At 73.4% G+C, this 11,671-nt stretch carries 12 protein-coding genes; 10 read left to right on the forward strand and 2 right to left on the reverse strand.

Translation table 11 applies throughout. The annotated features are described in order from the left end of the window. The 5 genes from narJ to M2165_RS02385 are packed head-to-tail and all read left to right on the forward strand — an operon-like array spanning position 1 to position 3,617. On the forward strand, positions 1 to 681 hold the full coding sequence (narJ, locus tag M2165_RS02365) for a nitrate reductase molybdenum cofactor assembly chaperone (protein ID WP_280813059.1): 681 nt from the start codon (positions 1 to 3) through the stop codon (positions 679 to 681). After that, positions 678 to 1,457 (forward strand): respiratory nitrate reductase subunit gamma, encoded by a 780-nt coding sequence (gene narI, locus M2165_RS02370; RefSeq protein WP_280813060.1) that lies wholly within the window; start codon positions 678 to 680, stop codon positions 1,455 to 1,457. The genes narJ and narI overlap by 4 nt, the downstream gene beginning before the upstream one ends. After that, positions 1,454 to 2,290 (forward strand): peptidylprolyl isomerase, encoded by an 837-nt coding sequence (locus M2165_RS02375; RefSeq protein ID WP_280813061.1) that lies wholly within the window; start codon positions 1,454 to 1,456, stop codon positions 2,288 to 2,290. The genes narI and M2165_RS02375 overlap by 4 nt, the downstream gene beginning before the upstream one ends. Next, entirely contained in the window at positions 2,287 to 2,988 is a 702-nt protein-coding gene (locus M2165_RS02380) for a carbonic anhydrase (RefSeq protein WP_280813062.1), read from the forward strand. Before M2165_RS02375 ends, M2165_RS02380 begins: the two co-directional genes overlap by 4 nt. Positions 2,989 to 2,999: 11 nt before the next feature. Next, positions 3,000 to 3,617 (forward strand): hemolysin III family protein, encoded by a 618-nt coding sequence (locus M2165_RS02385; protein ID WP_280813063.1) that lies wholly within the window; start codon positions 3,000 to 3,002, stop codon positions 3,615 to 3,617. Positions 3,618 to 3,645: 28 nt separating this feature from the next. On the opposite strand, the gene M2165_RS02390 is transcribed toward M2165_RS02385, so the two are convergent. Both M2165_RS02390 and moaA read right to left on the reverse strand, forming a co-directional pair. Then, the gene (locus tag M2165_RS02390; RefSeq protein WP_280813064.1) at positions 3,646 to 4,059 is read right to left on the reverse strand and encodes a ribonucleotide reductase subunit alpha; all 414 of its coding nucleotides are present in this window, start codon (positions 4,057 to 4,059) and stop codon (positions 3,646 to 3,648) included. Positions 4,060 to 4,135: 76 nt separating this feature from the next. Beyond that, positions 4,136 to 5,224 (reverse strand): GTP 3',8-cyclase MoaA, encoded by a 1,089-nt coding sequence (gene moaA / locus M2165_RS02395; RefSeq protein ID WP_280813065.1) that lies wholly within the window; start codon positions 5,222 to 5,224, stop codon positions 4,136 to 4,138. Between the two features lie 316 nt (positions 5,225 to 5,540). Here moaA and M2165_RS02400 point away from each other — a divergent pair, with 316 nt between their 5' ends. The 5 genes from M2165_RS02400 to ubiM all read left to right on the forward strand — a co-directional run bounded on the left by M2165_RS02400 (position 5,541) and on the right by ubiM (position 11,665). Beyond that, positions 5,541 to 7,946, forward strand: coding sequence for an adenosylcobalamin-dependent ribonucleoside-diphosphate reductase (locus M2165_RS02400; RefSeq protein ID WP_280813066.1), 2,406 nt, complete (start codon positions 5,541 to 5,543; stop codon positions 7,944 to 7,946). Continuing rightward, a complete protein-coding gene (locus M2165_RS02405; protein WP_280813067.1) occupies positions 7,939 to 9,210 on the forward strand; it encodes an NnrS family protein in 1,272 nt (423 codons plus the stop codon). Before M2165_RS02400 ends, M2165_RS02405 begins: the two co-directional genes overlap by 8 nt. Then, positions 9,164 to 9,802: a nitroreductase family protein gene (locus M2165_RS02410; RefSeq protein ID WP_280813068.1), complete on the forward strand. Its 639-nt coding sequence runs from the start codon at positions 9,164 to 9,166 to the stop codon at positions 9,800 to 9,802. Before M2165_RS02405 ends, M2165_RS02410 begins: the two co-directional genes overlap by 47 nt. After that, the gene (locus M2165_RS02415) at positions 9,799 to 10,359 is read left to right on the forward strand and encodes a hemerythrin domain-containing protein (protein ID WP_280813069.1); all 561 of its coding nucleotides are present in this window, start codon (positions 9,799 to 9,801) and stop codon (positions 10,357 to 10,359) included. Before M2165_RS02410 ends, M2165_RS02415 begins: the two co-directional genes overlap by 4 nt. Before the next feature lie 70 nt (positions 10,360 to 10,429). Continuing rightward, positions 10,430 to 11,665 (forward strand): 5-demethoxyubiquinol-8 5-hydroxylase UbiM, encoded by a 1,236-nt coding sequence (gene ubiM / locus M2165_RS02420; protein WP_280813070.1) that lies wholly within the window; start codon positions 10,430 to 10,432, stop codon positions 11,663 to 11,665. The last annotated feature ends 6 nt before the right edge of the window (positions 11,666 to 11,671 follow it).

Genomic DNA, 11,671 nt, shown 5'->3' on the forward strand with positions numbered 1-11,671 from the left:
ATGAAAACCCAACGTCACACCCTGCGCGCCCTGGCGCTGCTGCTGAGCTATCCCGACGCGCGCGTGCGCGACCTGCTGCCCCTCGTGGCCGACGCCATCGATGCCGAAGGCGCGCTGCCCGCGCCGCGGCGGCAGGAACTGCGCAAGCTCGCGCATGCGATCGTGCGCATGGACCCGGTCGATGCGGAGACGCAGTTCGTCGAACTCTTCGACCGCGGCCGCAGCACCTCGCTGCACCTCTTCGAGCATGTGCACGGCGACTCGCGCGAGCGCGGCCCGGCCATGATCGACCTGGTCAAGACCTACGAGACGGCCGGCCTGCTCATCGCACCGCACGAGGTGCCGGACCACCTGTGCGTGGTGCTGGAGTTCGCCTCCACGCAGCCGGCGCCGGTGGCGCGCGAGTTCCTCGGCGAGATGGCCCACATCCTGACCGCCGTCTTCAGCGCGCTGCGCCAGCGCGACAGCGCCTATGCGAGCGTGGTCGCCGCGATCCTCGAGCTGGCCGGCCATCGTGCCGAGGCCGTGCCGGTCGCCGACGAGCAGCCGCTCGACGAGGCCTGGGCCGAGCCCATGGCCTTCGACGGCTGCAGCACCCAAGGCCAGGCCCGTCCCGGCCAGCCGCAACCCCTCCACTTCGTCCGCAAGGCGCCCGCCGGCGCCGTGGGAGCCAGGGCATGAACGCACTCGACAACTTCCTCTTCGGCCTCTATCCGTACATCTGCCTGAGCGTGTTCCTGCTCGGCAGCCTGATCCGCTTCGACCGCGACCAGTACACCTGGAAGAGCGACTCCTCGCAGCTGCTGCGCGCCGGCCAGCTGCGCTGGGGCAGCAACCTCTTCCACGTCGGCGTGCTCTTCCTGTTCCTCGGCCACAGCGCCGGCATGCTCACGCCGCACTTCCTCTACGAGCGCTTCATCGACGCGGGCAGCAAGCAGCTGGTCGCGATGGTCTCGGGCGGCGTGGCCGGCCTGCTCGGCTTCGCCGGCGTGACGATCCTGCTGCACCGCAGGCTCACCGACCCGCGCATCCGCCTGAACTCGAGGACCAGCGACATCGTGCTGCTGGTGCTGCTGTGGCTGCAGCTGGCGCTCGGCCTCGCGACCATCCCGCTGTCGGCGCAGCACCTGGACGGCGGCATGATGCTCCGCCTGGCCGAATGGGCGCAGCGCATCGTCACCTTCCGCGGCGGCGCGGACGAGCTGCTCGACGGCGCGGGCTGGGTGTTCAAGGCGCACATGTTCCTCGGCATGTCGATCTTCCTGGTCTTCCCGTTCACGCGGCTGGTCCACGTATGGAGCGGCTTCGCCACCGCCGCCTACCTGCTGCGCCCCTACCAGGTGGTGCGCAGCCGCCGGCGGCTCGAGCGGCCCGCCGCGCAGCCGGCGCCGGCCGCCGTGCCCGCGGCCCATGCGCGGCCGACCCCAGTGGTCACGCAGCCGCGGAGGGCCGCATGACGGCCGGCGCGAACGGATGCGGCAGCGGCGCCTGCGGATGCCAGGGCGCGGGCGGCGCCGACACCGGCCGCGCGGCCGCGGTCAACGGCATCGCCCTGCACCGCCCGGGCGAGCGGCCCGACGAACACACGCTGCGCGAGCTGGCGTGGACCGAACTGCTGCGGCAGGAAGCCGTGCGCCTGGGCGTGCTGCCCGCGCGGCATGTGCTGGAGGCGCCCGCGCTCGGCGACGCCGAGCAGGCCGCGATCCAGCGCATGCTGGACCGCTCAATCGAGATCCCCGCGCCCGGCGAATCCGAATGCCGCCGCTACTACGAGGCGCGCCGCGCGCATTTCGCGATCGGCCGGCGGGTGCTGGCCCGGCACATCCTCTTCGCCGTCACCCAGGGCATCGACGTGCCGGCGCTGGCCGCGCGGGCGGAGCAGTGCCTGATCGCGCTGCGCCAGCCGGCGGACTCCGCGCGCTTCGCCGAGCTGGCGCGCGAGCTGTCGAACTGCCCGAGCGGCGCCGAAGGCGGCGAGCTCGGATGGATCGGCCCGGACGACTGCGCCGACGAACTCACGGCCGAGCTGTTCCATGCCGAGGGCGCGCGCGACGCGGTCGGCCTGCATCCGCGCCTGATGCACAGCCGCTACGGCTTCCACGTCGTGGAGGTGCTGCAGCGCGACCCCGGCCGCCAGCAGTCCTTCGAGGAGGTGCGCGAGCGCATCGCCGTGCAGCTGGCCCAGCAGTCGCGCGCCAAGGCGCTGCACCAGTACATGCAGCTGCTCGCCGGCGCGGCCGACGTGGAGGGCCTGGCGCTCGAAGGCGCCGATTCGCTGCTGGTGCAATGAACGCCGAGGCCGGCCCCGACGAACTGCTGTCGCGGCTGCGCGACTTCCAGTCGGACTACTTCCCGCTGCACCAGCAGCGCTTCCAGGACCTGGTCGCGCAGGGCCAGCATCCGAAGACGCTCTTCATCGGCTGCTCGGATTCGCGCCTCGTGCCGTACCTGCTGACCGGCACCGGGCCGGGCGAGCTCTTCATCATCCGCAACGTGGGCGCCTTCGTGCCGCCCTGCGACGGCCAGCACGGGCTGCACGGCACGGTGGCCGCGATCGAATTCGCGCTGCTCGAACTGAAGGTGGAACGCATCGTGGTCTGCGGCCACAGCCACTGCGGCGCGATCCGCGCGGCCTACGAGGGCGTGCCCGCCGAGGCCGTGGCGCTGAAGTCGTGGCTGCGCCTGGCGGACGAGGCCCTGCTGCCGGTGCGCCCGGGCCCCGACGCGCTGCGGCGCAGCGAGCAGCGCGCGGTGGTGCTGCAGCTCGAACGGCTGATGGCCTACCCCATGGTGCGCAGCCGGGTGGAGCGCCGGGCGATCACGCTGCACGGCTGGCACTACGTCATCGAGGACGGCGCGGTGCACGTCTTCGACGCGCTCGCGGGCGACTTCGTGCCCGCCGCCATCGCCTCCAACAGCGGCACCGGTCCCTACCCGCCCTACGTGGAAGACGAAGCGCACGGCCCGCGCGCCGCCGCCTGCGGCTGAAGCCGTCGCCCATGCACCACGGCGAGCGCTTCAACAGCATCAGCCACCTCGTGGGCACCGGCTGCGCCTCGGGCGGCTCCGCGCTGCTCGTCGCCCACGCGAGCGCTTCGGGCGACCCGTGGAAGATCGTCGGCTTCAGCATCTACGGCGCGATGCTGGTCGCGCTCTACCTCTTCTCCACGCTCTATCACAGCCTGCGCGGCAGGGCCAAGGCGGTGATGCGCAAGTTCGACCACTGCGCGATCTACCTGCTGATCGCCGGCACCTACACGCCGTTCTCGCTCGTCTCGCTGCGCGGCCCCTGGGGCTGGACGCTGCTGGGCACGGTCTGGGGCCTGGCGCTGCTGGGCATCGCGCAGGAGATCTGGTTCGCGAAGGGGGCGCGCAGGCTGTCGCTCGCGATCTACGTGCTGATGGGGTGGATGGCGCTGGCGGCGGCCTGGCCGCTGTGGCGCGCGCTCACGCCCGGCGGCTTCGCCTGGCTGGCCGCCGGCGGGGTGGTCTACACCGCGGGCATCGGCTTCTACGCGACCGACCACCGGCTGCGCCACGGCCACGGCTTCTGGCACCTGTGCGTGCTCGCCGGCAGCGGCTGCCACTACGTCACGGTGCTGCGCTACGTCGCCTGAGCCGGTCCGGCCGCCCCGCGCCGTTCAGCTAGCCGGCGAAGAAGCGCACGGGCTCGCCCGACGGGTCCAGCGCCATGTAGCCGCCGAAGCTGCCCTCGCGCACGTTGCGCACCATGGTCTCGAGCGCGGTGTCCACCTGCGCGTCGGACGGCGCCTGGCCATCGCGCCCCGCGAGCGCCGCGATGAACACGAAGGACCAGGGCGGACAGGCGCGCCGCGATTCGGCCACCAGCGCCGCGAAATCGCTCAGCTCGTCGAGGCGCTTGTCCGCGCAGGCCAGCGGCGCGAGGGCGCCGCCGCGCCGGGCGCGGAAGCCCGCACGCTGCGCATCGGTGGCGTCGGACGGGAGTTCCGCCTCGGTGAACACGAAAAGCAGTCGCTGGGGTTCGGGCTGCATCGCGGCGGCCTGCAGCAGCGTGTCGAAAAGGGAGAGAGCTGTCATCCCCATAGCGTCCATGCACCGGGCTCTCGCGGGCTTGCGCTGGATCAAGGCACGGCGGCCGCGGATCGTGCACGCCTCAGCCGCCGATGTAGCTCATCTCGATCCGGCGAGCGGCGTTCCGCGGCGGCGCCGCGCCGAGCGCGCGCAGCTCGGAATACCGGTCCGCGCGCGCCTGCCAGATCTGCGCGAGGCGGGCCTGGATGCGCGCATCGCCCGCCGCCTCCGGTTCGTCGCGCAGCAGCGCCCTGAAGTCGTGGCCGTCGTGCGCGAACAGGCACAGGAAGAGCCGCCCGTCCGTCGACAGGCGTGCGCGGCTGCATGCGCCGCAGAAGGCGTGCGTCACGCTGCTGATCACGCCGACCTCGCCCGCGCCATCGGCATAGGCCCAGCGCTGCGCCGTCTCGCCCGGCGCGGAGGCCTCGAGCGGCACCAGCGGATGGGCCTGCGACAGCAGCGACAGCACCTCGGAGGACGGCAGCACCTCGTCCATGCGCCAACCGTTGGTGGCGCCGACGTCCATGTACTCGATGAAGCGCAGCACCACGCCGGTGCCGCGGAAATGGCGCGCCATCGGCAGGATCTCCTGCGCGTTGGTGCCGCGCTTCACCACCATGTTGACCTTGATGCGCGCGAAGCCCGCAGCCTGGGCCGCCTCGATGCCCGCGAGCACCTTGGCGACGGGGAAGTCGACGTCGTTCATGCGCCGGAACACCGCATCGTCGAGCGCGTCGAGGCTGACGGTCACGCGGCCGAGCCCCGCATCGCGCAGGGCCGCGGCCTTCTGCGCCAGCAGCGAGCCGTTGGTCGTCAGGCCGAGGTCGAGCGGCCGGCCTTCGCGCGTGCGCAGCGCCGCGAGCGAGGCGACGAGCCGCTCCAGCCCGCGGCGCAGCAGCGGCTCGCCGCCCGTGAGCCGGATCTTGCGCACGCCCTGCCGCGCGAAGAGGCGCGCGAGCCGCGTGATCTCCTCGAAGCTCAGCATGGCCGCGTGCGGCAGATAGGGATGGTCCTTGTCGAACACTTCCTTCGGCATGCAGTAGGTGCAGCGGAAGTTGCAGCGGTCGGTGACGCTGATGCGCAGGTCCGTGAGCGGCCGGCCGAGGCGGTCCGCGAGCACGCCGGCGGCCGGCCGGTCGGAAGGGGCGGAGTGCGGGGAAGGCGGGGTCATGGCGGGGTCGGGCGTTCTGGAGCGGCCATGGTCGCTCGCGAAGCGCCCGCGCGGCTTGCGCCGCATCAACCGGCGGGCCCGCGGCCGCTGCGCCGCGCTTGATCTACCGCAAGGCGCGCGCGCCGCGCCCTCCCTAGAGTCGTGACCTCCATCCACCGACGCACAGGATCCGCCATGACCTTCACCAAATCCGACGCGCTGCAGGCCGCGGCCTTCGCCTTCGCCACCCTCGTCGCGACCGCCATCCTCGTCGTTGCCGGCCTCTGAGCGCCCCGCCGGCGCCCGGTCGGCGCGCCACCCCCATGCCAGGAATTCCATGAAACGCGACGATGCCGCAGCCACCGCGCTGCCGGTGCAGCCGATCAGCCAGGACGTGCTGCGCGAGAAATACCTCAAGCCGGGCGAGCAGGAGGCGGAGGACCTGTTCGCCCGCGTCGCCCAGGCGCTGGCATCGGTCGAGGCCGAGGACGTGCGCGCGCAGTGGCAGGCGCGCTTCCTCGACAACCTGCGCGCGGGTGCCATCGGCGCCGGGCGCATCATGAGCGCCGCCGGCACCGGGCTCGAGGCGACCCTGATCAACTGCTTCGTGCAGCCCGTGGGCGACTGCATCCAGGGCCAGGACGCGGCCGGCCATCCCGGCATCTACGAGGCGTTGCGCGAAGCCGCCGAGACGATGCGCCGCGGCGGCGGCGTGGGCTACGACTTCTCCCGCATCCGCCCGCGCGGCGCCGAAGTGCGCGCCACCGCCTCGCTTGCCTCGGGCCCGTGCAGCTACATCGACGTGTTCGACCGCTCGTGCGCCACCGTCGAGAGCGCGGGCGCGCGCCGCGGCGCGCAGATGGGCGTGCTGCGCATCGACCATCCCGACGTGCTGGACTTCATCACCGCGAAGCGCACGCCGGGCCGCTGGAACAACTTCAACGTGTCGGTGGCGGTCAGCGACCGCTTCATGCAGGCGCTGGCGGCCGACGAGGACTGGGCGCTGGTGCACGCCGCGCGGCCCGGCGCCGCGCTGATCGCGCAGGGCGCGGCGCAGGCCGACGACGGCCGCTGGGTCTACCGCCGCGTGCCCGCGCGCACGCTGTGGGACACGGTGATGCGCTCGGCCTACGACTTCGCCGAGCCCGGCATCCTGTTCACCGACACGATCCACGCCGACAACAACCTGCGCGACCGCGAGACCATCGAGGCCACCAACCCCTGCGGCGAGCAGCCGCTGCCGCCCTACGGATGCTGCGACCTCGGCCCGGTCATCCTGCCGCGCTTCGTCGACCATCCCTTCGGTTTCGGCGGCGCCGCCCGGTTCGACTTCGACCGCTTCGAGCAGGCCGTGGCGCTCCAGGTGCGCGCGCTCGACAACGTGCTCGACCTCACGCACTGGCCGCTGCCCCAGCAGCGCGCACAGGCGATGGCCAAGCGGCGCATCGGCGTCGGCTTCACGGGCCTGGGCAATGCGCTCGCCATGCTGTGCCTGCGCTACGACCGCCCCGAGGGCCGCGCCATGGCGGCGCGCATCGCGCGCAGCCTGCGCGACGCCGCCTATGCGGCCTCGGTGGCGCTCGCATGCGAGAAAGGCCCGTTCCCCGAATTCGACGCGCCGCACTACCTCGCTGAAGGCACCTTCGCGAGCCGGCTCGATCCCGCGCTGCAGGAGCGCATCCGCACGCACGGCATCCGCAACAGTCACCTGGTGTCGATCGCGCCCACGGGCACGGTGAGCCTGGCCTTCGCCGACAACGCCTCGAACGGCATCGAACCGCCCTTCTCCTGGACCTACCGTCGCAGGAAGCGCGAGGCCGACGGCAGCACGACCGAGTACCAGGTGGAGGACCATGCCTGGCGCCTCTACCGCTTCCTCGGCGGCGACACCGACGCGCTGCCGCCCTATTTCGTGTCGGCGCTGTCGATGCCCGCGGCCGACCACCTCGCGATGATGGAAGCGGTGCAGCCCTTCGTCGACACCGCGATCTCGAAGACGGTGAACGTGCCGGCCGAGTATCCGTACGAGGACTTCAAGGACCTCTACCTGCAGGCCTGGCGCGCGCGGCTGAAGGGCCTCGCGACCTATCGGCCCAACGCCATCCTCGGCGCGGTGCTCGAGGCCACGCCGGCGGCGAAGGAAGCCGAAGCGGCCGCCGGCGCCGCACCGGCGGACCCGATGCGCGCCATGATCGAGAGCCGTCCGACGGGCGCGCTGAGCGCGCTCGCGGAGAAGATCGAGTACTGGACCCAGCAGGGCCGGCAGACGCTGTACCTGGTCGTGTCCTTCCTGCCGCTTCCCGACGGGCGCGAGCGCGCGGTCGAGTTCTTCATGCCCGTGGGCCAGAGCGGCGAGTCGCAGCAATGGATCACGGCGAGCATGCGGCTGCTGTCGCTGGCCGCGCGCGGCGGCTTCCTCGACCGGGCGCTGGCCGACATGCGCAAGGTCGCCTGGGACCGCGGCCCGGTGCGCCTGGGCAGCCACGTGAAGGCCGACGGCACTCCGGTGCCGATGTGGCACGACTCGGAAGTCGGCGCGATCGCCTTCGCCATCCAGAACCTGATCGCCCAGCGCAGCGGCACCGCGCCGCCGCCGGCCGGCGCGCCCGCATCCACGGCCGCGGCCGCGGTGCCCGCGCCGCTGATGGGCGCCAAGTGCCCCGAGTGCGGTGCGCACGCGATGATCCGCAAGGACGGCTGCGACTACTGCACGCAGTGCGGGCACCTGGGCAGCTGTGGGTGAGGCCGATGCCGCCGCACGGGCCGAAGCCCGGCGCTGGCGGGCGCGCCACCTGCTGCTGGCGCCGCACCGGCTCGGCTTCTTCCTCGCAACGCTGGTGCTGCTCGCCGCCGCACTGTGGTGGGCCGCGGTCCAGTTGATGCGCGGCGGCCACGTGCCGGGCCTCGCGCTCTCGGTGTCGCCGTCGCTGGTGCATGCGGCCGTGACGAGCTTCGGCTTCATGCCGCTCTTCTTCGGCGGCTTTCTCTTCACCGCCCTGCCCAAGTGGCTGCATGTGCCGGCCCCCCCGGCGCGCCGCATCGCGCCGCCGCTGCTCGCGCAGGCTGCCGGCTGGCTCATCTGGCTTGCCGGCAGCCATGTGCACCGGCTGGCCGCCTGCGCCGGCCTCGCGCTGGCGGCGGGCGGGCTGCTCGGCATGGCGATTGGCTTCGGCCGCATGGTGCACGCGAGCGTCGAGCCCGATCGCGTGCATGCGCGGCTGATCGGCCTGGCGCTGGCGTTCGGCGGCCTCTGCCTCATGGCCGTGGCGGCATGCACCGCGGCGGGCGCCGACCGCGCCGCCATCGGCTGGGTGCGCAGCGGCCTCTGGGGCTTCGTCGTCGCGGTGTTCCTGGTGGTCGCCCATCGGCTGATCCCGTTCTTCACCTCCGAGCTGTTCCCGGCCTCGCGCTGGCTCCGCCAGTCCTGGAGCCTCTGGGCGATGGCCGGCCTGGCGGCCTTCGAGGCCGGTGCCGAGCTGCTCGAGGCGGCCGGCGGGCGATCGGACATGCAGCAAGCCGCGCGCGCCGGCGTGGAGCTCGTCGCCGGCGCGGGCGTGATCTGGCTCTGCGCGCGCTGGCGCCTGGCGCAGAACCTCGCGCTGCGCTGGGTCGGGATGCTGCACCTCGGCTTCCTGTGGCTCGGCCTGTCGCTGCTGCTCGCCGCGGCCGCGCGGCTGCTGACGACCGCGACCGGCGAGGTGCAGCTGCCGCTCGCGGGCCTGCATGCGCTCGGCATGGGCTGCCTCGGCACGCTGATGCTGACGATGGTGGCGCGCATCTCCATGGCCCACGCCGGTCGCCCGGTGCATGCCGAAGGCCTGCTGAGCGGGCTGCTCGCGGCGCTGCAGGCCGCGACGCTGCTGCGCATCGCGGCGGCCTTGACCTTCGCCGGGGCGCAGCGCATCCTGACCCTCGCCGCCCTTCTTTGGCTGGCGCTCATGTTCATCTGGGGAATCCGACATGCCTCCTGGTATGGGCGCCCGCGCGCCGACCACCGACCCGGCTGATGCGCCGGTGACCGCACGGCAGCTCGACGCGCTGCTGCAGGCCCGCCGCACCGTGCTGCCCAAGCGGCTCGCCGCGCCCGGGCCCGAGGGGCCGGAACTCGATCTGCTCCTCGGGGCCGCGGCCGCCGCGCCGGACCACGGCGGGCTGGTGCCGTGGCGCTTCGTGGTCGTTCCGGCGCCTCAGCGCGCGCGGCTCGCGGACGTGTTCGCGCAGTCGCTGCGCGCGCGCGACGCCGCGGCCACGCCTGCGCAGTGCGAGCAGGCGCGCGAGAAGGCCTTCCGCGCGCCGCTGCTGATGCTGGCCGTGGCGCAGCTCGGTCCGGCCGGCCACGAGATCCCGTCCACCGAGCGGCTGATCTCCGCGGGATGCGCGGTCCAGAACATGCTGCTGATGGCCACGGCGCTGGGCTTCGGCTCGGCGCTCACCACCGGCAAGGCGCTGCGCTCCGAGGGGCTGCGCGCGCTGTTCTCGCTGGGCCCCGACGACGAGCCGCTCTGCTTCATCAGCATCGGCACCGCGACGGCCGCCAGGGCCGCGCCGGACCGCCCGGCACGCGAGCGCTACATGCGCGAGCTGGGTACGCCGCCATGAAGCCGGCCGCCCGCCTCGGACTGCTGGTCGCGCCGCCGGCGGCCGGCTTCGAGCAGCCCTTCGAAATGCTTGAGGCCTGCCACGAACGCGTGCAGCGCACGCTGCGGCTGCTCGCGCGGCTGCGTGCGCATGTCGCGCGCCACGGCGCGGACGCGCAGGCGCAGCAGGCCGCGCGCGACGTGATGCGCTATTTCGACCTGGCCGCGCCGCAGCACCACCAGGACGAGGAACTGCACGTGTTTCCGCCGCTGCTCGCGCACGGCGGCCCGGACGTGCGCGCGCTGGTCGCGCGCCTGCAGCAGGACCACCTGCGGATGGCCGCCCAGTGGCAGGCCGCGCGCGCGGTGCTCGCACGCATCGAGGCGGCGCAGATCCAGGCGCTGACGGCCGAGGAAGCGGCGCCGCTCGATGCCTTCGCGCACACCTACGACGGGCACATCGAAGCCGAGGAGGCGCTGGCCTATCCGGCGGCCGCGGCGCTGCTCGACGAGCGTGCGCGCGAGGCCATGGGCGCGGAGATGGCGCTGCGGCGCGGCGCGGACCGGCCTCCTTCTTGAGCCAGGTCAACACGCGTGCGGAGGGGCTGCCCACAATCGGGCGCCTTCACACTCCAAACCCCATCAGGCCATGCAGCAGCAGCAACCCCGTGACGTCCTCATCGTCGGCGCCGGCCCGGCCGGCCTGGCGCTCGCCATCGCACTGAGCGATGCCGGCCTCGCCGTCACCGTGGTCGACGCCCAGCCGCGCGAGGGGCTGGCCGCGCCGCCCGAAGACGGACGCGACATCGCACTGACCCATGCCAGCGTCGACACCCTGCGCGCGCTCGGCCTGTGGCAGCGGCTGCTGCCCGGCGAGATCGGGCGCATCCGCGAAGCCCGCGTGATCGACGGCGACCGCCAGGACGCCGCGCTGCGCTTCGTCGCGCCGGGGTGGGCGACCGAAGCGCTCGGCTGGATCGTGCCCAACCATGCGCTGCGCCGCGCGAGCTTCGCCGCCGCGGCCGAGCGCGCGGGCGTGCAGCTGCTGACCGGCACGCAGGTGCAGCGCGTCGAGGTCCGGTCCTCGCATGCGGAGCTGGAACTGGCACCGAAGACCGCGCCGGAGGCAGCGCAGCGGCTCCAGGGCCGGCTGCTGGTCGCCGCCGACAGCCGCTTCTCCTCGACGCGCCGGCAGCTCGGCATCGGCGTCGACATGGTCGATTTCGGCCGCACCATGATCGTCTGCCGCATGCGGCACGAACGGCCGCACGACGACATCGCCTACGAATGCTTCGGCTACGAGCGCACGCTCGCGGTGCTGCCCGCCGTGGGGGCCGAATCCTCGGTCGTCGTGACCACCGATGGCGCGTCCGCGGCGCGCCTGATGGCGCTGCCCGAGGCCGAGTTCGCGGCGCTGGTGCAGCGCCAGTTCCGCGACCGCTTCGGCGCCATGCACCTGAGCGGGCCGCGCCACCCCTATCCGCTGGTCGCCACCTGGGCGCGCCGCTTCGCCGCACCGCGCGCGGTGCTGGTGGGCGATGCGGCGGTGGGCATGCATCCCGTCACGGCCCATGGCTACAACCTCGGCCTTCGCAGCGTCGAACTGCTCTCGCAGGCCCTGGCCGAGGCGCTCGCGCAGCGCCGCGACATCGCGCAGCCCGCGGTGCTCGAAGGCTACGAGCGCGCGCACCGGCGCGGCTCGGCCGTGCTCTACCACGGCACCAACGCGGTGGCCAGGCTCTACGCGAGCAACGGCGCGCCGCAGCGCCTGGCCCGCCGCCTGCTCCTCGACGGCGCCCAGCGCCTGCCGCCGCTGAAGGCCGCGATCGTCGCGCAGCTGACCCGGGCCGCTGGCGGTCGGCGCGCGGCGGCCGGAGAGGCCTGAGCGGAC

The organism is Variovorax sp. TBS-050B, assembly GCF_029893635.1.
Taxonomy (GTDB): Bacteria; Pseudomonadota; Gammaproteobacteria; order Burkholderiales; family Burkholderiaceae_C; genus Variovorax.

Excerpts from the sequence above, each read along its gene's own strand:
- narJ (WP_280813059.1), top strand. The coding sequence starts at position 1 with ATGAAAACCCAACGTCACACCCTGCGCGCCCTGGCGCTGCTGCTGAGC.
- narI (WP_280813060.1), top strand. The coding sequence starts at position 678 with ATGAACGCACTCGACAACTTCCTCTTCGGCCTCTATCCGTACATCTGC.
- M2165_RS02375 (WP_280813061.1), top strand. The coding sequence starts at position 1,454 with ATGACGGCCGGCGCGAACGGATGCGGCAGCGGCGCCTGCGGATGCCAG.
- M2165_RS02380 (WP_280813062.1), top strand. The coding sequence starts at position 2,287 with ATGAACGCCGAGGCCGGCCCCGACGAACTGCTGTCGCGGCTGCGCGAC.
- M2165_RS02385 (WP_280813063.1), top strand. The coding sequence starts at position 3,000 with ATGCACCACGGCGAGCGCTTCAACAGCATCAGCCACCTCGTGGGCACC.
- M2165_RS02390 (WP_280813064.1), bottom strand. The coding sequence starts at position 4,059 with ATGACAGCTCTCTCCCTTTTCGACACGCTGCTGCAGGCCGCCGCGATG.
- moaA (WP_280813065.1), bottom strand. The coding sequence starts at position 5,224 with ATGACCCCGCCTTCCCCGCACTCCGCCCCTTCCGACCGGCCGGCCGCC.
- M2165_RS02400 (WP_280813066.1), top strand. The coding sequence starts at position 5,541 with ATGAAACGCGACGATGCCGCAGCCACCGCGCTGCCGGTGCAGCCGATC.
- M2165_RS02410 (WP_280813068.1), top strand. The coding sequence starts at position 9,164 with ATGCCTCCTGGTATGGGCGCCCGCGCGCCGACCACCGACCCGGCTGAT.
- M2165_RS02415 (WP_280813069.1), top strand. The coding sequence starts at position 9,799 with ATGAAGCCGGCCGCCCGCCTCGGACTGCTGGTCGCGCCGCCGGCGGCC.
- ubiM (WP_280813070.1), top strand. The coding sequence starts at position 10,430 with ATGCAGCAGCAGCAACCCCGTGACGTCCTCATCGTCGGCGCCGGCCCG.